We start from the raw sequence: 23,526 nt of genomic DNA on the forward strand, positions 1-23,526 counted from the left end.
ATCCCATGTCGATGAGCACTGTCGAGGAACGCGCGGCCATCGTCGACGCCGTCCGGGACTTCGCCACCGCGGAAATGGCACCCCGCGCCCTGGAGTGGGATGCGGCGGGCCACTTCCCGCGTGATGTGCTCCGTCGTGCCGGCGACCTCGGGCTCGGTGGTGTGTACGTGCACGAGGACGTCGGCGGCTCCGCGCTGTCGCGCTCGGACGCCGTGCTGATCTTCGAGGAGCTCGCCGCGGCCGACCCGGCCGTCGCGGCGTACATCACGATCCACAACATGGTCGCGTGGATGATCGACGCGTACGGTTCGTCGCCGCAGCGTGCGCAGTGGCTCCCGGGCCTGACGACCATGGCGCAGCTCGGCGGATACTGCCTCACCGAACCCGGCGCCGGGTCGGACGCCGCCGCGATCACCACCAGCGCGATCCGCACGGACGACGGGTACGTGCTCACCGGTGTGAAGCAGTTCATCTCCGGCGGTGGAGTCGCATCCGTCTACGTCGTGATGGCGCGCACGGGCGAGCCGGGCGCCCGAGGGATCACCGCCTTCCTGGTTCCCGCAGACGCGGCCGGGATGTCGTACGGCAGCCCCGAGAAGAAGATGGGGTGGAACGCGCAGCCGACCGCCCAGGTCATCCTCGACGAAGTGCGCGTGCCCACCTCGGCCGTGCTCGGCGGCGAGGGGAACGGATTCCGGATCGCCATGTCGGCGCTCAACGGCGGCCGCATCAACATCGCCGCGTGTTCCCTGGGCGGGGCCCGCTCTGCGCTGGAGCGCGCGACCCGCTACGTCCACGAGCGATTCACGTTCGGAGAGCCGCTCGCCGAGAAGCAGGCGGTGGTGTTCGCGCTCGCCGACATGGCCACCGATCTGCGTGCTGCGCGTGCGATGGTGCGTGACGCCGCGGCGGCCCTCGACGAGGGATCCGATGATGCGGCGATGCAGTGCGCGATGGCCAAACGTTTCGCCACCGACGCGGGCTTCCGCGTCGCCAACGACGCGTTGCAGTTGCACGGGGGCTACGGGTATCTGCACGACTACGGCATCGAGAAGATCGTGCGCGATCTCAGGGTGCACCAGATCCTCGAGGGGACGAACGAGATCATGCGGGTCATCATCGGACGCGAGCTGTTGGGGACGGCGCGATGAAGGTCGCGTTCCTCGGCCTCGGCCACATGGGGCTGCCCATGGCCCGCAACCTCGCCGAAGCCGGGCACGATGTGGTCGGCTTCGACGTGTTCGAGGCCGCGCGGGAGGGTGCCCGAGCGGCGGGACTCACGATCGCCGAGGCGGCGACGGCCGCGGTCGCCGACGTCGAGGCCGTCATCACGATGTTCGCCGCGGGCCACCAGGTCATCGACGCCTACCGCGGCACATCCGACCGCCCCGGTCTTCTGGCCGCCGCGCCGGAGGGCGCCCTGTTCATCGACAGCTCGACCATCGCCGTCGACGAGGCCCGCGCGGCGCATGCGCTCGCCGAGGCGGCGGGGCATCGCAGTGTGGACGCGCCCGTCTCGGGAGGAGTGGTCGGCGCTGAGAACGCCTCGCTGGCGTTCATGGTCGGCGGGGCGGACGGCGACGTCGAGGCGGCCCGGCCCCTGTTGGAGGTGATGGGCGCGCGGGTGGTCCACTGCGGCGGTGCCGGTCTCGGGCAGGCCGCGAAGGTGTGCAACAACATGATCCTCGCCGCGTCGCAGATCGTCGTCGCGGAGGCGTTCGTGCTGGGAGAGCGGCTGGGGCTGTCCCATCAGGCGCTGTTCGATGTGGCCTCGCATGCGTCGGGCCAGTGCTGGGCGCTGACGACCAACTGCCCCGTGCCCGGGCCGGTGCCCACCAGCCCCGCCAATCGGGACTTCACGCCGGGATTCGCCGGCGCCCTCATGGACAAGGACCTGGGGTTGGCCGAGAAGGCCGTCGCGTTGACCGGGGTGGATGCGCGGATGGGGATGCTCGCGCGTTCGGTGTACCGCGAGTTCGTCGAGGGGGGTGGGGCCCGGAGGGACTTCTCCGGCATCATCGATAGCGTCCGTGCCCAGTCCGACGACGTCAGGAGCCGCCCCGCATGATCGACTACGAGACCATCCGTTCCGAGACCCGGGGCCGCGTCGGCTGGATCACCCTTCACCGGCCCGACGCACTCAACGCGCTGAACACCACCGTGATGCGCGAGGTCGTCGATGCGGCCACGCGGTTCGACGCGGACGAGCGCATCGGTGCGATCGTGCTGACCGGGTCGGAGAAGGCGTTCGCCGCCGGCGCGGACATCAAGGAGATGGCCGACAAGTCCGGCCTCGAGATGACGATGGATGACCACTTCGGTGCGTGGGCCCGATTCGCGGCGGTGCGCACGCCGGTCGTCGCGGCCGTGTCGGGGTACGCCCTCGGTGGCGGATGCGAGCTCGCGATGATGTGCGATGTCATCCTCGCCGCCGACACGGCGAGGTTCGGACAGCCCGAGATCAACCTCGGGGTGATCCCGGGGATGGGGGGAACGCAGCGGTTGTTGCGGGCCGTCGGACCGTACAAGGCCGCCGAGCTGATCCTGACCGGACGCATGATGGACGCCGCCGAGGCCGAACGCGCCGGTCTGGTCTCGCGCGTGGTCCCGGCCGCGGACCTGCTCGACGAGGCGGACAAGACGGCGTCCACGATCGCCGGGAAGTCGCTGCCGTCGCTGTACGCGGCCAAAGCCGCCCTCGCCGCCGCCCAGGAGTCGTCGTTGGCAGAGGGGCTGCGGTATGAGAAGCAGGCCTTCGCGGCGCTGTTCGACACCGAAGATCAGAAGGAGGGCATGGCCGCCTTCCGCGAGAAGCGCCCGCCGCACTTCACCCACCGCTGATGGCGTCCCCCGCATCCGCGCACTCCTGCCCGGTGCCTGCGAAACCCGGGCGCGCGTCCGAGACCTGCGCGCGTGCGCCCCGGTCTCGGACGCAGTGCAGGGTATGGATGCGCGTCGCGTCAGAGCGGGTCGGGAACCGGGCGCGGGTCGGTGAAGTCACCGGCGTCCTTGCGCATCCGCGCGATGATGCTCGCCAGCGCCTCGGCGTCGCCGTCGTCGAGCCCGACGTCCTCGAAGACCTCCGAGTTCAACGCGCCGGTGGCCCGCTCCACCAGGTCTCTGCCCGCGTCGGTGATCACCAGCATCGCCGCCCGCCGATCGGCCGGATGCGGTTCGCGCGCGGCGAGGCCCGCGCGGACCAGACGGTCCACGGTGTTGGTGACGCTGGTCGGGTGCACCTGCAGACGCGCGATGGCGCTGGCCATCGGCATCCGTCCCTCGCGCGTGAACGCGAGCAGGCGCAGCATCTCGTAGCGCGCGAACGACAGCCCGAACGGTTTGAGTGCCGCATCGATGCGCGCCATGAGGATCTGCTGCGCACGGATCACCGAGGTGACCACGGACATGCCGGCTGCGGCATCCGTCCAGCCGTGGGTCACCCACTGGCGTTTGGCCTCCGCGAGCGGGTCGATCGGCAGGGGGCGCTGTCGGGCCATCCTCCACCTCCGGGTCGTCTCCACCACGGTAGCCCAGCGGGCCTACCCCACCCCCGCACACGCTTAGAATCGACACGTCGAAGGAGCGCACCCTGATGAAGATCGTCGTCCTGGTCAAGGAAGTCCCGGATACCTACGGAGACCGCACACTCGATCTCGAGACCGGCCTGGCGCAGCGCGACGTCGGCGACCGCGTCCTCGACGAGATCGGGGAGCGGGCGCTCGAGGCGGCGCTGTCGCACGCCGACGCGGCGGGCGACGTCGAGGTCGTGCTGCTGTCGATGGCACCCGAAGCGGCGACGACGTCGCTGCGGCGAGGGTTGGCGATGGGCGCCGCGTCGGCCGTGCAGATCGTCGATGAAGGCCTCGTCGGTGCCGACCTCGGCCTCACCGCACAGGTGCTCGCCGCGGCCCTCCAGCGCATCGGGTTCGACCTCGCCATCACCGGGAACCTCTCGACCGACGGTACCGGCGGCGTGCTTCCGGCGATGATCGCCGAATTGCTCGACGTGCCCGCCGCCACGGCGCTCACGAGCGTGAAGATCGGTGACGGGGACGTGTCCGGTGCGCGCGCCAGTGACGCCGGCACCATGGAGCTGTCCGCTCCCCTCCCCGCGGTCATCTCGGTCACCGAGGCGCTCCCCGACGCCCGCATGGCCAACTTCAAGGGCATCATGGCGGCCAAGAAGAAGCCGTTCGAGAAACTGTCGCTCGATGACCTCGGCATCGACCCACTCGACCCCGAGTGGTCGCGGTCGATCATGATCGGCGTCAGCGAGAAGCCGCCGCGCGAGGCGGGCGTGAAGATCGTCGACGAGGGGGATGCCGGCGAGAAGCTCGCCGACTTCCTCATCGAGAACCGACTGGCATAGGAGCGACATGGCTGAGTACGCGGAGGATGCGGTGCTGGTGCTCCTCGAGGTGACACCCTCGGGCGAGTTGACGAAGTCCGCCGCCGGGCTGATCGGTGCGGCGTCACAGGTGGGTACCCCGGTCGCGCTGGTCGTCGGCGAGGAGAAGCTGGCGCACGACGCGGCGGCGCTCGGCGCGGGAACCGTGCTGGTCGCCCCCGCCGGTGACGGGCTCACGGTGCCGGTGGTCGACGCGCTGTCCGCTGCCATCGACCGCGTCGAGCCCGATGCGGTGCTTCTCGCGCACTCGATCGAGGGGCGTGAAGCCGCCGGGCGTCTGGCGGCCCGGCGCCGGTCGGGTCTGTGCGTCGACGCGGTCGGTGTCTCGCGCGACGAGCTGGGCGTGGTCGCGCAGCACTCCGTGTACGGCGGTGCGTACAACGTCGAGGCATCGGTGACGTGGGGTGCGCCGATCATCACGGTGCGCCAGGGATCCATCGACGCCCGCGCCGAGGCGATCTCCGACCCCGTGGTCGAGACGCTCGAGGTGACCCCGTCGGGACGCAAGGCGGCACACGTCGGCGCGGTCGCGGAGGCCGAGGTGTCGTCGTCACGGCCCGAGCTGCGCGGCGCGGCGAAGGTCGTCTCGGGAGGCCGCGGGCTGGGATCGGAGGAGAAGTTCGAGCTCGTCGAGCACCTCGCCGATGCCCTCGGCGCCGCGGTGGGGGCATCCCGCGCGGCCGTCGATGCCGGCTACGTGCCCGCTTCGTTCCAGGTCGGCCAGACCGGCGTCTCGGTGTCGCCGCAGCTGTATGTCGCATTGGGTATCTCGGGTGCGATCCAGCACAAGGCCGGCATGCAGACCGCCAAGACGATCATCGCGATCAACAAGGACGGCGACGCGCCGATCTTCGACATCGCCGACTTCGGTGTGGTGGGTGACCTGTTCACCGTCGTGCCACAGCTGATCGCGGCGCTCGAGGCCAAGAAGAAGTAGCGCGATGGCGACCTTCCCGCGCACCCTGCGACGGGGCCTCCCGCGCCACCCGCGGGGTGAGGCCTGGCCCCCCGTCGGCACCGCGCTGCCTTCGATGGTGGAGCCCGAATCCGGTCCCGCCGACCCCGCCACCTCGGCTCCGCAGTCGGGTGTTGTGGGTGTTTCGGGGGTGGATGCGTCGAAGGTGACTGCGGAGCGGAGTGGGGGGTCCGGTGTGGTGCCGGCACTGCGCCGCGGCCTGCCGCGCGTGAAGGGCGGCGACGCGTGGCCTCCCGCGTCCGCTGCACCGGTTGCATCCGCGGGTTCGGCAGGATCGGTCGCGTCCGCCGCACCGGTCGCATCCGCGGGATCGGTCGCGTCCGTCGGGCCGTCTGCCGCCGGAGCGGATGGATCGGCGGATGCGGTGACGACACCTGCCCCGCCCACATCGGCGTCCTCCGCCGATGTGCCGGCCGCCGTCGGCGCGACACCTCCGATCGACACCGCTGCCACCACGGCCCCCGCCGCGACGTCGGTCCCTCCGCCCAGCGGCTCGGCGACGATGCGCCGCGGGCTGCCGCGGGTCCACGGCGGCGAGCCGTGGCCGCCCGCCTCCGCCTCGGTTGCGGGATCGACGGGCGCGACAGCCTCCGCGCCCCTGATCACGGCGGCGGAACCGGTCGCGCCGACGGCCCCGCCCGCGATTCCCGTCACGAGCGGTACCCCCTCGGGCACCTCCGCGTCGGCTCCCGCCGCGACGCGAACACCCTCGACGGGATCCGCCCCCGCGGCGCCCTCACCCGGCTCGCGTGCCGCCGAGATCACGGTGCGGCGCGGACTGCCCCGCACCAGGGGCGGCGACCCGTGGCCTCCGGCCGACGTCGTGCCGGCACGTGCGGTCACGACCGAGCCCCCGGTATCGCTCACCGCCCCCGACCTCCCCGCGTCCGCGTCGCCGACCGCACAGACAGCCCCCGCCGCGGCCGGTGCCACACCGACACCCGGAGACCCACCCGCTGCGCCGGCCCCGGCCCCGGCGGACGCCGTGGCGGCGCGTGTCGATCTGAGCCGGCCGCTCCCGTTCACACGCACCGTGTGGCCGGGGCGCGCGCCCCGCACCACCCCCGCCGCCGCCGTCGAACCGCGCAGGATCGGTCCCTTCACCCGCGCGCAATGGGCCGGCGCGGTCGTCGTCGGGGGTATCGGCATCCTCTACGGCGCCGCCATGCTCGTGCTGGCGATGCGCTGGTTCGCCAGCACCGAACCGATGCAGGCGTTCCTCACCGCCTTCCCCGGCGAGTACCACCTGCCCGAGGGGGCACCGGTCGGGCTTCCCGCGTGGCTCGGATGGCAGCACTTCTTCAACGTCTTCCTCATGGTGTTGATCATCCGTACCGGGTTTCGGGTGCGCACCGAAAAGCGCCCGACGGCGTTCTGGGCGCCACGCACCGACCGCAAGCGCAAGATCAGTCTGAACCTGTGGTTCCACCAGTCCCTCGACATCCTGTGGATCGTCAACGGACTCGTGTTCGTGGTCCTGCTATGGGTCACCGGACAGTGGATGCGGATCGTTCCGACCTCGTGGGAGGTCTTCCCGAACGCCCTGTCGGCGGGCATCCAGTACCTCACGCTGGACTGGCCCACCGAGAACGGTTGGGTCAACTACAACAGCTTGCAGCAGCTGGCCTACTTCGCCACGGTCTTCCTCGCCGCACCTCTCGCGATCCTCACGGGCGTGCGGATGTCGGGGGTGTGGCCGAAGAACAACAAGGCCCTCAACAAGGCCTATCCGGTCGAGTGGGCGCGTGCCGTGCACTTCCCGGTCATGCTCTACTTCGTGCTGTTCATCTTCGTCCACGTCGTGTTGGTGTTCTCCACGGGGGCCCTGCGCAACCTCAACCACATGTACGCCGCGCAGGGGTCGGTCGACCCGAACGCGTACGCGGACAACTGGGCGGGGTTCTGGATCTTCGTCGTATCGCTCGTGGTGATCGCCGGCGCCTGGGTCGCGGCGCGCCCGCTCGTGCTCGCCCCGATCGCACGGTTGTTCGGCTCGGTGTCGGGCCGCTGACCGGGGGATAACCCCCGTCCGGTTCTCCGGATCTCACCGGCGCGGTGGCACGCCGCCCGGTCGTACCGTTGTCGACATGACCACTCCCGACTCCCCACCCGGACGCCGACCGGCCTCCCCGGCGATGATCGCCGGGTCGCTGGCGCAACTGGCCGCCCTCGGCGTGATCGGCCCTGCCGTGTTCACCGTGCTGTTCACCCTGCTCGGCGTCGGACTCGCTCTGGTGCCCATCATCGGTATCGGGCTACTGGTCCTGTACGTGCTCGTCTACGCCATGTACGCCACCGCGTGGCTCGAGTACGCCCGCGTCGACGGACTCTACGGCCTCGAGCTCCCCCCGGTGCGGGTGCGACGTTCGGCCCGGCCTGGCTTCGGCGGGTTCCTGCGGATGGTGTGGGCCCAGTTCACCGACCCCATCGTGTGGCGCGGCATCGCCAGCATCGCCGTATCGACCGTGCTCGGCCTCCTCGTCATCCCGTTGCTGACCGCCGTCATCACCGGAATCGCCGGGGCCTTCGCCCCGCTCTACTCCGCAGGCTCGGTGCGTCTGTTCGGGATCGGCCTCGAGGTCGGGGCCGCCGTGGCGGTGCCGGTCGGCATCGTCGGGGCGCTCGCCGCGTCGGCCGCGCTCGTCGGGATCGCGATCCTGCACGGTGTGCTCGGCCGCGCCATCCTCGTGCCGTCACGGGATGCGCAGCTCGCCCACGAAGCCCGCCTGTCGCAAGAGCAGCGTGCGGGCGCGGTCCGGTCGGCCGAGGTGGAGCGCACGCGCATCGAACGCGACCTCCACGACGGTGTCCAGCCGCGTCTGGTCTCGGTCGGGATGACGCTGGGCCTTGCCCAGCAGAAGGTCGAGGACGACCCGCAGGCCGCGAAGGCGCTCATCGCCGAAGCGCACACCTCGACGAAGGCGGCGATCACGGAACTGCGCCAGCTCGCCCGCGGCATCCACACCTCCGTACTCGACGATCGCGGACTCGACGCCGCACTGTCCGCGCTCGCGGCGCGCTCGCCCGTGCCCGTGACCCTCGACGTCCGCACACCCGGCCGCTGCGGTCCCGACGCGGAAGCCGCGGTCTACTTCGTGATCGCCGAGTCGCTCACCAACGCCGCCAAGCACTCCCGCGGCACCGAGGCGCGGGTGCTGGTGCGGATGCGCGAAGAGGGCACCCTGTGGGCCCGCGTCGAAGACAACGGTGTGGGTGGGGCACGCACGATCGCCGGCGGCGGCCTCGACGGCATCGCCAACCGCGTGCTGGGGGTCGGAGGCACCTTCCGCCTCGACAGCCCCGTCGGGGGACCGACGACCGTGGAGGTGACGGTGCCATGCGCATCCTGATCTGTGAGGACTCCGCCCTCCTGCGCGAAGGGCTGGTGCGGCTGCTGGCCGACGCCGGCCACGAGGTGGTCGCCGCGCTCCCCGACGCGACCGGCATCGACGACACGGTCGCGACGACCTCGCCGGATCTGTGCATCCTGGATGTCCGGCTTCCTCCGACCCGCACCGACGAGGGCATCCGCGCCGCGCTCCGCCTCCGCGCCGCCGACCCCCGCCTGCCCGTGCTCGTGCTCTCGCAGTACGTCGAGGAGCGGTACGCCAGCGACCTCATCGCGGGGAAGGGGGGCGCGCTCGGCTACCTCCTCAAGGACCGCGTCGCCGACGTGGGCGAGTTCGTCGAGAGCGTCGAGCGGATCGGTGCCGGCGACACCATCCTCGACCCCGAGGTCGTCGCACAGTTGTTGTCCCGTCGCGCACTCGACGCGCGGATGAGCCGGCTGACCGACCGTGAGGCCAGCGTGCTCGCGTTGATCGCGGAGGGGAAGTCGAACCACGCGATCGCCAAGACGCTGTTCGTGAGCGAGGGCAGCGTCGAAAAGCACATCACCGCCGTGTTCCAGAAGCTCGACCTCGAACAGGACGAGTCGGGCAACCGCCGTGTCCTGGCCGTGCTCGCCCACCTCGAGCACGGCGGCCCCGCCACCGGCGCCACCCAGACAGGAGATCCGTCATGACCGACACGCTCACACCGCCGCAGCCGCCCGCCCCACCGACGGGACCGCCGCCCGGGTCGCGCACGCGCGGATCATCGACCGTCATCGCGATCCTCACGATCGCGTTCGGCGCGGTGGTCCTCCTCGGCGCACTGGCGGCCACGTCCTTCCGCGCCGTCGGAACCGCGATGCTCGACGACGCCACGCACACCGCCGGCGCCGTGGGGGTGCGTACCCTCGACGTCGACATCACGGCCGCCGAACTGCGGGTCGAGTTCACCGACGTCGACGAAGCGCGCCTGGAGGTCTCGCAGGGCGCGGCAGCGGACCAATGGCGACTCGTCCGCGACGGAGACCGGCTCACCGTCGCCACCCCCGTGGAGTTCTTCGGCATCTCGTGGATGTTCGGCGGCAACGGCACCGCCGTCCTGCTCCTTCCCGAACGGCTCGAGCGGGTCGGGATGGATGTGAACCTCGACCTGTCCGCCGGGCGCATCCTGGCCGACGCGGCCTGGGGGGCGGTCGACCTGTCGGTCAGCGCGGGCGAGATCGATCTCGGTGGCAGCGCCGACAGCCTCGTGGTCGACGTGAGCGCCGGTACGGTCGACGCGGACGTGACCGACGTGGCGGACGCCCACTTCGACGTCAGCGCCGGCGAAATCGTCGCCCGGCTCGGTGGTGAGGCGCCCGACGACGTCGAGGTCTCGGTCAGCGCCGGAGCCCTGCGCCTGGTCGTGCCGGACGAGGTGTACGCCGTCGACATCGACGTGTCGGCCGGCGATGTGACCAATCGCCTGCAGACATCCCCCGACTCACCCCACCGCATCACCGGCGACGTCTCCGCGGGCGACCTCCGCCTGACCCCCGGCGCCTGATCCCGCGGCGGCAGACCCCGGTCGCGGAGGGGCGGGCGGGTCAGTGCGGCGCGATGCGGCCGGCGGCGTAGCCGTCGGCGTAGGCCTCGTCGGCGCCCCGCCGGAACATGTCCCGCTCGGCAGGGCGCACGATCGAGCGCGCGCCGGGAAGGTCGAGCGCACCGACGAGGTCTGCCCGCCCGCGTGCGACGGCCACCGGCATCCGGGACGACTTGCCCTTGACGAGGTCGGCGGCGGCGGCGATCTCGTCGGCCACGCACGGCTGCGTCACCACGAGGGGGCGACCCTCGGCGTCGGTCTGACCGCGCAGGTCTTCGAACACGTGGACCCCGGCCGCCCCGATCGCCTGGTCGATCTGGCCTTCCCGCCACGCGCGGCCGAGCGTGTCGGTGATCAGCACACCGACGTGTGCGCCGGTGCGCTCGCGCAGTCCGGCCGCGATCGAACGTGCGGAGGCATCCGGGTCCTCCGGAAGGAGGAGCACCGTGCCGTCGGGGGTGTTGGAGGCGTCCACGCCGGCGGCGGCGGCGACGATTCCGAGCGGGTTCTCCACGATGCGGGTGACGTGCCCCGCCGGGCTCGTGCGCGACGCGACCAGACGGACCGTCTGCGCGGTGATGGCCTCTTCCCGGTCGTCGGAGCGGAGGAGGCGTCCTTCGGCTTTCGAGACGATCTTCGAGGTCACCACCACGATGTCGCCGTCGACGAGGGGCTCACCGCGGTCGACGGCGTCCCCGATCAGAGCGACGAGGTCGTCACCGGGTGAGACCTCCGGGATGCCCTCGAGGGCCCAGACCTGCAGCACGGGTCAGCGGACGAAGCGCACTTCGGTCAGCGTCTCGCCCAGGAAGGGCTCGGTGTGGGTGGCGCCATCGAGCGAGAAACCGTTTCGGGTGTAGAAGCGGTGGGCGCGCGGGTTGTCTTCGGCGACCCACAGGTACAGCGGCTCGTCGGCGGGCACGACGGCGTCGAAGAGCTTCTGCCCGATGCCGGTGCCGTGCCACGCGTCGAGCAGGTAGATGAAGTACAGCTCGCGGTTGCGCACCGGATCCTTGTCGCGGGCGGGCCCGGAACCGGCGAAGCCGACGATCTGACCGTCGACGAGCGCCGCGAACATCCTGAAGTCCTCACCCTGTACGGCCCAGTGGGTCCACAGTTCGGCGAGGCGACGCGGCGACACCTTCTCGAGCGCGGCCTTGCTGATGAGGTGGTCGTACGTCTCGTGCCAACAGGTTGCGTGCACACGGCCGAGGTCGACGGCGTCCACGTCGCGGACTGGACGGACGACGATGTCGGTCTGCAGTTCGGGTTCCATGTCAGGACTCTACGCGCGGCCGGTTCGGGCCGGAAATCCGCGGGTGAACGCGGAGCGACGGGGCGGAGAACGGGGGCGGGAGACGCGATTCGATTGTGAGTCCCGCACAACCGAATCGCGCCTTCTGTCGTGAATCGCTACGATCGCGCTCGTGAATGTGTGGTGGCGCACCCTGCTGACGATCCTGCTCGCGCGACGCCGGCTGAGACGTGAGGGGACGATGCCGCCCACCGAGGTCGGGCGGATCCGGCTGACGACGCTGCCGACGGACATCGACATCCTCCAGCACATGAACAACGGTCGGTATCTGTCGCTGTTCGACCTCGGGCGGTGGGACCTGTTGACCCGCACCGGCCTCCTCGGCGCGATGCGGCGACACGGGTGGTACGCGGTGGTCTCCTCCGAGACGGTGACCTTCCGCAAGTCGCTGAACCTGTGGCAGCGCTTCGAGGTCGAGTCGCGCCTCATCGGTCACGACGACCGCGCCGTCTACCTGGAGCATCGGGCGGTGGTCGACGGGGAGATCTACGCCCGGGCGATCATCCGGGCCCGCATGCTCAAACGCAGCGGCGGCACCCTTCCGCACGAGGAACTGTTCGGCGCCGTCGGTCGGCCCGAGGGCATCCCGGATGTGGAGGAGTGGGTGCACGACTGGGCCTCGGCCTCCGCGCTTCCCTCCACCCGTCGCGAAGCCCCGAGCATCTGGGCCTGAACCGCCCGAATCGGTCCTCGGCTGCGGGCGCGCGCGGACGTAGGCTTCGCGTATGTCCCAGCCTTCACACGCGACGTCACGAGCGTCGTCAGACCGTCTCGCTGACCGTGCCGTCGCGCTGGCCGAGCGCTGGACCCGGGAATCCGCGCAGGCCGACGTCGACCCCGCCGCGGAGCGTCTCGCGGGTGTCCTCAAAGACGCCAACGGGCTGCCCTTCACGATGGGGTTCGTCGATGGGGTGATGCGTCCCGAGAGCCTCGGCGCGGCGGCGTCGCGCTTACATCGCATCGCGCCACTGGTGCCCGAGTTCCTGCCCTGGTACTTGCGCGGCGCCGTTCGGGTGGGCGGTGCGGTCGCCCCGGTGCTTCCCACCCCCGTCGTGCCGATCGCGCGCCGTGTGCTGCGCGAGATGGTGGGGCACCTCGTGGTCGATGCGCGCCCCGACAAGCTCGGGCCGGCGATCGCGCGTCTGCGGGAGTCCGGTGCGCGGTTGAACCTGAACCTGCTGGGGGAAGCGGTGCTCGGGGAGGGGGAGGCCAAGCGGCGCCTCGACGGCATCCACGACCTTATCCGGCGTCCCGACGTGGACTACGTCTCGGTGAAGGTGTCCGCGATCGCCAGCCACATCTCCATGTGGGCTTTCGACGAGGTCGTCGACACGGTCGTCGACCGTCTCCTTCCGCTGTACCTGGATGCCGCATCGGCCCGGTCGTCGGAGGGTGCGTCCGCGCAGCCGGACACCTTCATCAACCTCGATATGGAGGAGTACCGGGATCTCGACCTGACGATCGCGGTCTTCACCCGCATCCTCGAAGATCCTCGACTGAAGGACCTCGAAGCGGGCATCGTGCTGCAGGCCTACTTGCCCGATGCGCTGCCGGCGCTGCAGCAACTCACGGCATGGGCACGGCGCCGCGTCGCCGAGGGCGGGGCGCGCATCAAGGTCCGGCTGGTCAAGGGCGCGAACCTGGCGATGGAACGTGTCGATGCGGTCATCCACGGGTGGGAGACGGCGACCTACGACGTCAAGGTCGACTCCGATGCGAACTACGTGCGCTGCCTCGACCACGCGTTGCGCCCCGAGAACACCGCCGCGGTGCGCCTGGGCGTCGCCGGCCACAACCTCTTCCACATCGCGTACGCGTGGCTGCTCGCCGGCGAGCGCGGCGTCGCCGACGACCTGGAGATGGAGATGCTCCTGGGGATGGCGCAGGGCCAGGTCGCGGCGGTCGCGCGGGACGTCGGACATGTGCTGTTGTACGTGCCGGTGGTGCGGCCGGACGAGTTCGACGTCGCGATCAGCTATCTCGTACGCCGGCTGGAGGAGAACGCGTCGAGCGAGAACTTCCTGTCCGCCGCCTTCGAGATCGCGGACGACCCCGAGCTGTTCGCCCGGGAGCGCGACCGCTTCCTCGCTTCGGTCGAGCGATCCGCCGACCCGACGCTGCCGCTCGGGCCGAACCGCCGCCAGGACCGTACCGTCGAACCCGGCACCGCGGAGCCCGCGTCGGGGACGCGCGTCGAAACGCCCGCCGTGCTGCGTGAGCCGGAACCGGACGACCCACCCGCGGATGCCGAATCCGGCCTCACGCAGGCCGTACTGGGCATCGCCCGGTCCTCGGGCGAGGAGGGTGACCAGGGGGCCGCGCCGTTCGCGTCGTTCGGCGACGCGGTGCGATTCGGTGGCGAGTCCTTCGTCGACACCGCCGTGTTCTCCGACCGGGAGCGCCGCACCCTGGCCCCCGCGGTCGGGGCGCCCGGCTTCTCCAACGCGGCCGACTCTGACCCCGCGCTGGCGGCGAACCGGTCCTGGTCGGCGCAGATCCTCGCCCGTGTGGCCGGGTCGTCGGCGGGGAGCGAGACGGTCACGGCATCCCGCGTGGACGACGCCGACGAGCTCGAGGGCATCGTGCGGCGGGTGCGGGATGCGGCACGTGCGTGGGGTGCGCGCCCGGCGGCCGAACGGGCGGCCGTGCTGCAGGCGGCCGCCCGCGCGCTCGAGGCGCGACGGGGCGAGCTCATCGAGGTGGCCGCATCCGAGACGGGCAAGGTGTTCGCCGAAGCCGACGTCGAGGTGAGCGAGGCGGTCGATTTCGCCGCGTACTACGCCGCGAACGCCCGCGAACTCGACCGGGTCAGCGGGGCCCTGTTCCTTCCCTCCAGCCTCACCGTCGTCGCACCGCCGTGGAATTTCCCCGTCGCCATCCCCGCCGGCGGGGTGTTGGCGTCGCTGGCGGCCGGATCGGGGGTCGTGTTCAAGCCGGCGCCGCAGGCCCGTCGCTGCGCGGCCGTGGTCGCCGAGGCGCTGTGGTCGGCCGGCGTCCCCCGCGACGTGCTCGCATACGTCGACATCGATGAGGGCGCGCTCGGCCGTCGGCTCATCGCGCATCCCGATGTGGATCGCGTCATCCTCACCGGTTCGTGGGACACCGCGGCGCTGTTCCGGTCCTGGCGGGCCGACCTTCCCCTGCTGGCGGAGACGAGTGGCAAGAACGCCATGGTCGTCATGCCCTCCGCCGATCTCGACCTGGCCGCATCCGACCTCGTCAAGAGCGCCTTCGGACACGCCGGGCAGAAGTGCTCCGCGGCGTCGCTGGCGATCCTCGTCGGCCCGGTGGGGCGTTCGCAGCGATTCGCCCGTCAGCTGGTCGACGCGGTGCGTTCGTTGCGGGTCGCGCCCCCGACCGATCCGCTGGCAGAGGTGGGGCCGCTCGTGGAACCACCCTCGGGCAAGCTCGAATGGGCGTTGACCACGCTCGACGACGGCGAGCAGTGGCTGGTCGAACCCACCCTCCTGGACGCCGGGCCGGCGTACGCCGGTCGCCTGTGGACGCCCGGCGTGCGGGTGGGCGTGCAGCCGGGCTCGCGCGTGCACCTCGAGGAGTTCTTCGGGCCGATGCTCGGCATCATGCACGCCTCCTCTCTCGGGGAGGCCATCGAGCTGCAGAACGCCGTCGCCTACGGTCTCACCGCGGGCCTGTACACGCAGAGTCCCGACGACCTGGCGGTGTGGCTGGAGAGCGTGCAGGCCGGAAACCTCTACGTCAATCGCGGCATCACCGGCGCCATTGTGCAACGGCAGCCGTTCGGGGGGTGGAAGCGGTCATCGGTCGGGCCGGGCACGAAGGCGGGCGGCCCGAACTACCTGGTCGGTCTCGGTTCGTGGCGGCCGACCCCGGGTGGTGCCGGGTCGCAGACCCTGCACCTGAAGGGCCTCGACTCCCGCATCACGGCTGTCATCGAGTCGGCGCAGCCGTCGCTGTCGTACGACGCGTTCGATTGGTTGCGCCGGGGGGCGTTGTCCGACGCGGTCGCATGGAGTCGCGAGTTCGGTCAGGTGCGCGACGTGTCGGGCCTGGGCGTCGAGCGGAACCTGTTCCGGTACCGACCGGTCGACGTGGCCGTGCGCGCGGCGGGCGATGCCACATGGCAGGCGTTGTTGCGCGTGATCGTCGCGGGCATCCGCTCGGGGGCGAGGATCACCGTCAGCGCCCCGGTGGGGCTGCCGGCGGCGGTGCGGCGGACGCTCGACGAGCACGGCGTCACGGTGTTCGTCGAGTCCGACCCGGAGTGGGTGCAGCGGATGACGCTGGCGGATCGGCCGTCCCGTGCCCGTCTGGTCGGGACACGTGACTCGCTGCCGCCGTTGCATCGCGCGCTCGCCGAGGGCGTCGGCGGCGACCCTGATCTGGCCGTCTACGACTCCGAGGTCACCACCGCCGGTCGGATTGAGCTGCTGCCGTTCCTGCACGAGCAGTCCATCACCATCACCGCCCATCGGTTCGGCAACCCCGATCCGTGGTCGGAAGCGGTCATCTGAGTCGTCGGGGCCGCCTCGGCGCACACCGCATCCGAACGTCGATGTCGGAGAATCGCCGCGATGTCGGAGGATCAGCCCTGCATCTTCCGACATCGGCCTCATTCTCCGACGGTGGGCGGTTTCGAAACCCGCGCGGCCAGACGGCGGGGCGTGCTGGAATGAGGGCATGAGCGAGCGCAACTGGGCCGGCAACGTCACCTATCGGGCCCGGGAGATCCTGCGGCCCGCGTCGGTCGAGGAGCTCGCCGCGATCCTCGCCCGCGAACCGCGCGTGCGGGTGCTCGGCAGCCGCCACTCGTTCACCGGCATCGCCGACACCGACGGAGTCCTCGTCTCGCTCGCCGCCATGCCGGGCGAGGTCGAGGTGGATGCGGCGGCGGGCCTGGTCCGGGTGCCTGCCGGGTGGCGCCACGGCGAGCTGGTTCCGGCGCTGGATGCGGCCGGACTCGCCCTCGCGAACCTCGCCTCCCTGCCGCACATCTCGGTCGCCGGTGCCGTCCAGACCGGTACGCACGGATCGGGTGATCGCATCGGCGCCCTGGGGACGCAGGTCGCGGCCGTCGAGCTCGTCACCGCCTCCGGGGAGGCGCTCGTGCTGCGACGGGGTGACGACGACTTCGCCGGTGCCGTGGTGGGACTGGGCGCGCTGGGTGTCGTGACCCACCTCACGCTCGAGGTCGAGCCGACCTACCAGGTCGCGCAGACCGTGTACGAGGGCGCACGGTGGGACGACGTGCTCGCCCGCTTCGACGCGGTGACCGGCGCCGGAGACAGTGTGAGCATGTTCACGACGTGGCAGGATGCCGACACGATCGGGCAGGTATGGGTCAAGGCGCGACCCGGGCGGGCCGACCACGACGTCCTGCGCGCGCTGGGGGCGGTTCCCGCCGATGGGCCGCGGCATCCGCTGCCGGGGATCGATCCGACCCCGTGCACGGTGCAGGGCGGCGAACAGGGTCCGTGGTACGCGCGGCTGCCCCACTTCCGGTTGGAGTTCACCCCGTCGGCAGGCGACGAGCTGCAGAGCGAGTACCTCGTCGCCCGGGCGGATGCGCGTGAGGCCATCGAGGCGTTGCGGGGGCTGGCGCCGCAGCTCGCGCCGGCGCTGCAGGTGTGCGAAGTGCGCACCATGGCCGCGGACGACCTGTGGATGAGTCCCGCGTACGGACGCGACACCGTGGCGCTGCACTTCACGTGGATACTCGACACGGATGCCGTCGGCGCCCTTCTGCCGCGCATCGAACAAGCGCTACCGGAGTCGGCGCGCCCGCACTGGGGCAAGCTGTTCGCGATGGACTCCGCGACTCTGGCGCGGCGCTACCCGCGTTGGGACGACTTCACGGCGCTGCGCGACCGACTCGATCCCGACCGGCGCTTCACCAACGACTACCTCATCGCCCTCGGTCTCTGAGCTCCCGCCACGCCCCTCCGCCGTCAATCTCCGCCCACCCGGTCACTCGGCTCCGGGCATCCCGACGTCGGACGATCCGCCCGATGTCGGAGGAATCGGTGCGGAGCGTCCGACATGCGCACGGATCTCCGACCACGACGCGTCTCGAAGACGCCTGCCCGGGGTGGATCCACCGCGTGCCGTCGAGCCTCGAGTGTAAAGAATTCTTGACATTGGTCGCGAGGTGGGGCACGCTCGAGATGTCAAACATTCTAGACATCATCCGGGGGTCCCCCATGGCGTACGCCGAACGCATCACCTGGGCGCAGCTCATCGCGAGTCTCGTCGGCGTGGTGGTCTACGTGATCCTCGTCGCCCCGCAGCTGGGGAGAGTGCCGGTCGCGGAGATCGCCTGGGCCTGGCCGATGGCGTGGACCATCGTCGGGGCGATCGCGGTCAGCATCGCCCTCTCGGTCGGGTGGGGGATCCTGGCCGGCCGGCGCGACCCCGAAGAGCCCCACAGATCCGATCAGCGCGACCGCGAGATCGAGTCGTTCGGAGATCGGGTCGGCGTCGCGTTCCTGGTGATCGGGGCGCTGGTCGCGCTCGTGCTGGCGATGTTCGAGGCCGACTCCTTCTGGATCGGCAATGCCCTCTTCTTCGGATTCTTCCTCTCGGCCTTCATCGGTGGAGTCGCGCGGCTGATCGCCTACCGGAGGGGGCTGCCCGCATGGTGAAGCCCACGAAGGTCACCAACAGCATCCGCCCCCTCCGAGAGAGGGCCGGCCTCACCCAGGCCGAACTGGCCCGCCGTGTGGGCGTGACCCGGCAGACCCTGCTCGCCATCGAGCAGGGCAAGTACTCGCCGAGCCTCGAGCTCGCCTTCCAGATCTGCCGCGTGTTCGGGGTCAGCCTCGACGACGCCTTCCACTACCCGGAGGAATCATGAACGAACCCGAGACCATGTCCGCGTGGACGCAGAGCGGCTACGGCGAGGTGGATGCGGTCACCCGACAGCAGATTCGGACACCACGACCGGGCGCCGGGGAGGTGCTGTTGCGCGTGAGAGCAACGGCGCTCAACAACGGTGACGTGCGCATCATGCGCGGCGAGCCGTGGCTGGTACGGCTCGCGTTCGGGATCCGGCGCCCGAAACAGCCGGTGCGGGGGATCGCCGTGGCCGGCACCGTCGCCGCGACCGGGCCCGGGGTGGCCGCGCTCGCCGTCGGCGACGAGGTGGTCGGTGAACTCGACGGGGGCGGCCTCGCCGACTACGTCGTGGCGAAGGCGGAGCGTCTCGTGCGGCGGCCCGAGGCGGTGTCGGTGATCGACGCGGCATCGCTGCCGGTGGCCGCGGTGACGGCGTCACTCGCGCTGGACGCGGCAGGCGCGGACGGCCCCGGGCGGGTCCTCGTGATCGGCGCGTCGGGCGGGGTCGGATCGTTCGCCGTCATGCTCGCCGCCGCTCGCGGTGCCGAGGTGTGGGCACTGTGCGGGGAGCGCAATCAGGCGGTCGTCGAAGGATGGGGCGCGTCGCGCACGTTCGACTACCGACGCGTGCAGCCCGGCTCCGCCGAGGTCGGCGGCGATTTCGACGCCGTGCTCGACATCGCCGGGACGGCATCGCTGAGTGCGCTCCGCGCGCTCGTCCGCGACGGCGGGGTCGTGGTTCTCGTCTCCGGGGAAGGTGGCCGGCTCCTCGGGCCGATCCCGCGCATCCTCGCAGCCGCCGTCCGCTCGATCGGCGCGCGACGTCCGCTCCGTCCGCTGGCCGCCGGAGCGCATCCGGAGGTCATCGAGCGGATGCTCGCCCTCGTCGCCGAGGGAACCCTGCGGCCGCACATCGAGCGGACGGTGTCCATCGACGACGCCGACCGGGCACTGGCCCACCTCGCCTCCGGGCATGCGGTCGGCAAGACGGTGGTCGTCGCCTCCCCCTGACGCGCACGCTCACCTGCCCCGGGCAGGGAAAGCAGCGCCCCGACGTCGGAGAATCGGCGCGACGTCGGAGGAATTCGCGCGGTTCCGCCGACATCGGCGCGATTCTCCGACATGCGGCGCCGACACGGGCCGCGGCGCAGCCTGCGCCGAAGGGCTCCGCCCGGGTTTCCCCGGTGCGCGCTCGAAGGTCGTGCCACAATGGAATCCGGCGTGCCCGGGCCGCCGCTTCTCCTCGTGCGATCCACGGCGGGGACAGGACCGCCGGGCCTCTGGACAGCGTCCGCCGCCCCCCTTCACTGAGGAGCGAATGTCCATGCACAACACCGCGACAGGCCCGTCGAACACCTCCGGGGCCGAGCGCATCGCACAGCACCGCCGGTACCTCATGTGCCGCCCGGAGCACTTCACCGTCAGCTACACCATCAACCCGTGGATGGAGCCGGCCAAACCGACCGACACCGCCAAGGCGGTGCGCCAGTGGCAGACCCTGTACGACACCTATGTCGAGCTGGGCCACGAGGTCGAGCTGATCGACCCGATCGAGGGCCTTCCCGACATGGTCTACACCGCCAACGGCGGGTTCGTCATCGACGGCGTCGCCTACGGCGCGAAGTTCCGCTTCCAGGAGCGCGTGCCGGAAGGTCCCGCCTTCATGGACTGGTTCGGGAACCGAGGGTTCGACGTCGTCGACCCGCGCGAAGTCAACGAGGGCGAGGGAGACTTCCTGCTGGTGGGGGACACGATCCTCGCCGGGACCGGGTTCCGTTCGACCGGGGACAGCCACCGCGAGGTCGGTGAGGTCTTCGGCCGTGAGGTTATCTCACTCACTCTCATCGACCCGCGCTTCTACCACCTCGACACGGCGATCGCCGTGCTCGATCCGGTGCAGGGTCCCGGTGGTGTGGACCACGCGAACATCGCCTACCTTCCGGGCGCGTTCGACGAGGCGAGCCGGGCGATCCTGGCCGAGCGGTACCCCGATGCGATCCGCGTCTCCGACGAGGACGGCTCGGTGTTCGGTCTGAACTCGGCCTCCGACGGCCGGAACGTCATCATCTCGCCGCGCGCGAAGGGCTTCGAGGCCCAGCTCCGCGAGCGTGGCTACAACCCCATCCTCGTCGACCTGTCCGAGCTGCTGCTCGGCGGCGGCGGCATCAAGTGCTGCACCCTCGAACTGCGATCCAAGGAAACGTCGGTATGACCCCCGCCACCTCGCCCAGCCTCGACACCGCCACCATCCGCGTCATCGGCGCCGAAGGTGAGCACCTCGCGCACAACTACAACCCGCTGCCGGTGGTCATCTCCCGCGGCGAAGGCGCGTGGGTCACCGACGTCGAGGGCAAGCGGTACCTCGACCTGCTCTCGGCATACTCCGCGTTGAACTTCGGGCACCTGCATCCCGCGCTCGTGGCCGTCGCGCAGGAGCAGCTGCAACGCCTCACCCTCACCAGTCGCGCGTATCACAACGACCAGTTGGTGGAGTTCTCGGCGGGCCTGGCGAAGCTGTGCGGCAAGGACCTCGTGCTCCCGATGAACACCGGTGCCGAGGCCGTGGAGACCGGCATCAAGGTCGCCCGCGCCTGGGCGTATCGCGTGAAAGGGGTGCCCGCGGGGGCCGCGCGCATCATCGTGGCGGGAGGCAACTTCCACGGCCGCACCACCACCATCGTCGGCTTCAGCGACGACCCCGACGCACACGACGCATTCGGGCCGTACGGGCCCGGTTTCGTCCAGGTGCCGTTCGGCGACGCGGAGGCCATCGCCGAGGCGATCGATGAGAACACCGCCGCGGTGCTGATCGAACCGATCCAGGGCGAGGCCGGCGTCGTGATCCCGCCCGAGGGGTTCCTCCGTCGGGTGCGGGAGATCTGCACGGAGAACAACGTGCTGTTCATCGCGGACGAGATCCAGTCGGGCCTCGGACGCGTGGGGGAGACCTTCGCCTGCGATCGGGAAGGCGTCGTGCCCGATGTCTATTTGCTCGGCAAAGCGCTGGGCGGCGGCATCCTGCCGGTCTCCGCGGTCGTCGCCGACCGTGATGTGCTCGGTGTGATCAAGCCCGGCGAGCACGGTTCGACCTTCGGCGGCAACCCGCTGGCGGCCGCGGTCGGTGCGCGCGTGGTGGAGATGCTCGCCTCCGGAGAGTTCCAGACCCGGGGGAAGGCCCTCGGTGAGCACCTCGAGAAGAAGCTGCAGGAGCTCGTCGGCAACGGTGTGACCGCGGTGCGCGTCGCCGGTCTGTGGGCCGGGGTCGACATCGACCCGGGCGTCGGGACCGGCCGGGAGGTCGCCGAGCGCCTGCTGGCCCGCGGCGTGCTCGTCAAGGACACCCACGGCGCGACCATCCGCATCGCCCCGCCGCTGACGATCCGCGCGACCGAGCTGGACTGGGCGATCGAGCAGCTGAAGGTCGTCCTCGCCGGCTGACCCCCCGGTGCGGTGGGACTAGGCCACCGACACCTGGACCTCGTGCCAGCCGGTGGCCCCGTCCGGTGCCGGCGGTGCCGTGTCGGAGGTCTGGGTCTGCCCGTCGTTGCTGATCGCACGGCAGCGCACCGTGTGATCTCCCGGCTCGGCGGTCCACGGCAGGCTCCACTGCACCCACGTGTCATCGGAGATGGCGGTGGCGAGGCTCGCCGCCTGCCAGTCGCCGTCGTCGATCTGGACCTCCACGGCCTCGACGCCGGTGTGCGGCTGCCATGCCATGCCGGCGATCATCGTGTCGCCGGCAGCCAGCTGCCGGCCGCGCCGCGGCACGTCGATGCGTGACTGCAGCTTGATCGGTCCGCGCTCCGACCAGCCGCGGTCGGTCCAGTAGGCACGCGCCTGGTCGAACCGGGTGACCTCCAGGTCGACGACCCACTTCGTCGCCGAGACGTAGCCGTACAGGCCGGGCACCACCATCCGCACCGGGAAGCCGTGCTCGGGCGGCAATGGCTCGCCGTTCATGCCGATCGCCAGGATCGCGTCGCGGTCGTCGGTGAGCGCCTCCAACGGTGAGCTCGCCGTGAAGCCGTCGGAGGAGCGGGAGAGCACCATGTCGGCGTCCGACGTCGGGCGGGCCCGGGCCAGCAGCTCGCGGATCGGATACCCCAGCCAGCGTGCGTTGCCGATCAGCGATCCACCCACCTCGTTCGACACGCACGACAGCGTCACGGTCGTCTCCGTGAGAGGCAGCGCCAAGAGCTCGTCCCACGTGAGGACGATCTCCTCTTCGACCATGCCGTGGATCCGCAACGACCAGTCCACCGGGTCGATCGTCGGGACGATGAGGGCCGTGTCGATGCGGTAGAAGTCGGCGTTGGGGGTGATCACCGGCGCGAGGCCCTCGACGCCGAGTTCGGCGCCAGCGGGCACGGGAGGTGCCGTCGTCGTCGGGGAGGGGAGCACCAACGCGTCGCGCACCGTGGTGATCGCGCGTGAACCGGCGCGCGCGGCGTTGCCCGCGGCGACCGCCAGCGCACCGCCGACGGCTGCGACGGCCGTCCATGCGAAGAAGGCTCGGCGGTTCGGCAGGTCAGGGGCCTGGGCGTCGGCGCGGGGCGGGCGCGGACGCAGCATCCCGACCAAGAAGTGCACGGCTCCGCCGGCGACGGCGCCGGCGACGATGCCCGGCAGGAACGGCAGCGGATCACCGGTCTCGCGCAGGAGTGCCGTGATGGCGGCGACCGCACCGAACGCCACCGCGATCACCGCGCCCGCGGGTGGTCGCCGCAGTTCCGCCCACCCCGCCCATGCCGCCACGACGGCCAGCACGAGAGCGATGAGCACCGTGAGGGCGATCTTGTCGGCGGTGTCGAACCACTCGATCATGAGGTCTTTGGCCCACGTGGGGGCAGCGTCGATCAGGGCGCCGCCGATCACAGCGAACGGGCTCGACGAGGGCGCCGCGAGGGCCGCCGTCAGTTCACCGGCCCCGGCGCCGGCTGTCGCGGCGGCTACACCGGCGCCTGCGGCCGCCCATCCGATGCGAGGGGGCGTGCCGGCGTCGTTCATCTCTTCAGAGTACGTCCGGACGCGGTTCCCACCCGGGCCGTCACGGGTGACGAACCCGTGACAATCGGGTGGCGTCCGCCGTGCGCGCGC

Annotated in this window: 21 protein-coding genes; 17 read left to right on the forward strand and 4 right to left on the reverse strand. The window is 71.1% G+C overall.

Going from position 1 to position 23,526, the window contains the following annotated elements:
• Nucleotides 1-5: 5 nt before the first annotated feature.
• From ABD204_RS05605 to ABD204_RS05615, 3 genes are read left to right on the forward strand one after another with little or no spacing between them, the layout of a single operon-like run.
• Complete coding sequence (locus tag ABD204_RS05605; protein WP_194423673.1) at nt 6-1,151, forward strand: acyl-CoA dehydrogenase family protein; 1,146 nt, start codon at nt 6-8, stop codon at nt 1,149-1,151.
• The gene (mmsB, locus tag ABD204_RS05610; protein ID WP_194423674.1) at nt 1,148-2,068 is read left to right on the forward strand and encodes a 3-hydroxyisobutyrate dehydrogenase; all 921 of its coding nucleotides are present in this window, start codon (nt 1,148-1,150) and stop codon (nt 2,066-2,068) included. Before ABD204_RS05605 ends, mmsB begins: the two co-directional genes overlap by 4 nt.
• The gene (locus ABD204_RS05615) at nt 2,065-2,841 is read left to right on the forward strand and encodes an enoyl-CoA hydratase (RefSeq protein ID WP_194423675.1); all 777 of its coding nucleotides are present in this window, start codon (nt 2,065-2,067) and stop codon (nt 2,839-2,841) included. The genes mmsB and ABD204_RS05615 overlap by 4 nt, the downstream gene beginning before the upstream one ends.
• 119 nt (nt 2,842-2,960) lie before the next feature.
• Here ABD204_RS05615 and ABD204_RS05620 read toward each other — a convergent pair whose 3' ends face one another.
• A complete protein-coding gene (locus ABD204_RS05620) occupies nt 2,961-3,497 on the reverse strand; it encodes a MarR family winged helix-turn-helix transcriptional regulator (RefSeq protein ID WP_194423676.1) in 537 nt (178 codons plus the stop codon).
• Nucleotides 3,498-3,592: 95 nt separating this feature from the next.
• On the opposite strand from ABD204_RS05620, the gene ABD204_RS05625 reads away from it, so the two are divergent.
• From ABD204_RS05625 to ABD204_RS05650, 6 genes are all read left to right on the forward strand, one after another.
• The gene (locus tag ABD204_RS05625) at nt 3,593-4,369 is read left to right on the forward strand and encodes an electron transfer flavoprotein subunit beta/FixA family protein (RefSeq protein ID WP_194423677.1); all 777 of its coding nucleotides are present in this window, start codon (nt 3,593-3,595) and stop codon (nt 4,367-4,369) included.
• A gap of 7 nt (nt 4,370-4,376) precedes the next feature.
• Nucleotides 4,377-5,345: an electron transfer flavoprotein subunit alpha/FixB family protein gene (locus ABD204_RS05630; protein ID WP_194423678.1), complete on the forward strand. Its 969-nt coding sequence runs from the start codon at nt 4,377-4,379 to the stop codon at nt 5,343-5,345.
• Between the two features lie 403 nt (nt 5,346-5,748).
• Nucleotides 5,749-7,395, forward strand: a complete 1,647-nt coding sequence (locus ABD204_RS05635; protein WP_322597520.1) for a cytochrome b/b6 domain-containing protein — start codon at nt 5,749-5,751, stop codon at nt 7,393-7,395.
• A 76-nt stretch (nt 7,396-7,471) separates the two neighbouring features.
• Entirely contained in the window at nt 7,472-8,734 is a 1,263-nt protein-coding gene (locus ABD204_RS05640; RefSeq protein ID WP_194423680.1) for a sensor histidine kinase, read from the forward strand.
• The gene (locus tag ABD204_RS05645; RefSeq protein ID WP_194423681.1) at nt 8,722-9,408 is read left to right on the forward strand and encodes a response regulator; all 687 of its coding nucleotides are present in this window, start codon (nt 8,722-8,724) and stop codon (nt 9,406-9,408) included. The genes ABD204_RS05640 and ABD204_RS05645 overlap by 13 nt, the downstream gene beginning before the upstream one ends.
• Nucleotides 9,405-10,262 carry a DUF4097 family beta strand repeat-containing protein gene (locus ABD204_RS05650; RefSeq protein ID WP_194423682.1) on the forward strand — a complete coding sequence of 286 codons (858 nt, stop codon included), beginning with the start codon at nt 9,405-9,407 and terminating at the stop codon, nt 10,260-10,262. Before ABD204_RS05645 ends, ABD204_RS05650 begins: the two co-directional genes overlap by 4 nt.
• 40 nt (nt 10,263-10,302) lie before the next feature.
• Here the strand turns inward: ABD204_RS05650 and cofE are convergent, their stop codons facing one another.
• The gene (cofE, locus tag ABD204_RS05655; protein WP_194423683.1) at nt 10,303-11,067 is read right to left on the reverse strand and encodes a coenzyme F420-0:L-glutamate ligase; all 765 of its coding nucleotides are present in this window, start codon (nt 11,065-11,067) and stop codon (nt 10,303-10,305) included.
• 3 nt (nt 11,068-11,070) lie between these two features.
• Entirely contained in the window at nt 11,071-11,577 is a 507-nt protein-coding gene (locus tag ABD204_RS05660; RefSeq protein WP_194423684.1) for a GNAT family N-acetyltransferase, read from the reverse strand.
• 151 nt (nt 11,578-11,728) lie between these two features.
• On the opposite strand from ABD204_RS05660, the gene ABD204_RS05665 reads away from it, so the two are divergent.
• The 8 genes from ABD204_RS05665 to rocD all read left to right on the forward strand — a co-directional run bounded on the left by ABD204_RS05665 (nt 11,729) and on the right by rocD (nt 21,867).
• The gene (locus ABD204_RS05665; RefSeq protein ID WP_194423685.1) at nt 11,729-12,289 is read left to right on the forward strand and encodes a thioesterase family protein; all 561 of its coding nucleotides are present in this window, start codon (nt 11,729-11,731) and stop codon (nt 12,287-12,289) included.
• Between the two features lie 52 nt (nt 12,290-12,341).
• Nucleotides 12,342-16,109 carry a bifunctional proline dehydrogenase/L-glutamate gamma-semialdehyde dehydrogenase gene (locus tag ABD204_RS05670; RefSeq protein WP_194423686.1) on the forward strand — a complete coding sequence of 1,256 codons (3,768 nt, stop codon included), beginning with the start codon at nt 12,342-12,344 and terminating at the stop codon, nt 16,107-16,109.
• 166 nt (nt 16,110-16,275) lie between these two features.
• Nucleotides 16,276-17,520, forward strand: a complete 1,245-nt coding sequence (locus ABD204_RS05675) for an FAD-binding protein (protein ID WP_194423687.1) — start codon at nt 16,276-16,278, stop codon at nt 17,518-17,520.
• Nucleotides 17,521-17,795: 275 nt separating this feature from the next.
• Nucleotides 17,796-18,236, forward strand: coding sequence for a hypothetical protein (locus ABD204_RS05680; RefSeq protein ID WP_194423688.1), 441 nt, complete (start codon nt 17,796-17,798; stop codon nt 18,234-18,236).
• Nucleotides 18,230-18,448 (forward strand): helix-turn-helix transcriptional regulator, encoded by a 219-nt coding sequence (locus ABD204_RS05685; RefSeq protein WP_194423689.1) that lies wholly within the window; start codon nt 18,230-18,232, stop codon nt 18,446-18,448. The genes ABD204_RS05680 and ABD204_RS05685 overlap by 7 nt, the downstream gene beginning before the upstream one ends.
• Nucleotides 18,445-19,440, forward strand: a complete 996-nt coding sequence (locus tag ABD204_RS05690; protein ID WP_194423690.1) for an NAD(P)-dependent alcohol dehydrogenase — start codon at nt 18,445-18,447, stop codon at nt 19,438-19,440. The genes ABD204_RS05685 and ABD204_RS05690 overlap by 4 nt, the downstream gene beginning before the upstream one ends.
• Before the next feature lie 313 nt (nt 19,441-19,753).
• The gene (gene ddaH / locus ABD204_RS05695; RefSeq protein ID WP_194423691.1) at nt 19,754-20,641 is read left to right on the forward strand and encodes a dimethylargininase; all 888 of its coding nucleotides are present in this window, start codon (nt 19,754-19,756) and stop codon (nt 20,639-20,641) included.
• Nucleotides 20,638-21,867 carry an ornithine--oxo-acid transaminase gene (gene rocD, locus ABD204_RS05700; RefSeq protein WP_194423692.1) on the forward strand — a complete coding sequence of 410 codons (1,230 nt, stop codon included), beginning with the start codon at nt 20,638-20,640 and terminating at the stop codon, nt 21,865-21,867. The genes ddaH and rocD overlap by 4 nt, the downstream gene beginning before the upstream one ends.
• 18 nt (nt 21,868-21,885) lie before the next feature.
• Here rocD and ABD204_RS05705 read toward each other — a convergent pair whose 3' ends face one another.
• Nucleotides 21,886-23,436, reverse strand: coding sequence for a molybdopterin-dependent oxidoreductase (locus tag ABD204_RS05705; protein WP_194423693.1), 1,551 nt, complete (start codon nt 23,434-23,436; stop codon nt 21,886-21,888).
• Nucleotides 23,437-23,526: the final 90 nt, after the last annotated feature.

This window comes from Microbacterium aquimaris (assembly GCF_039531285.1).
In the GTDB taxonomy this organism is placed as follows: domain Bacteria; phylum Actinomycetota; class Actinomycetes; order Actinomycetales; family Microbacteriaceae; genus Microbacterium; species Microbacterium aquimaris.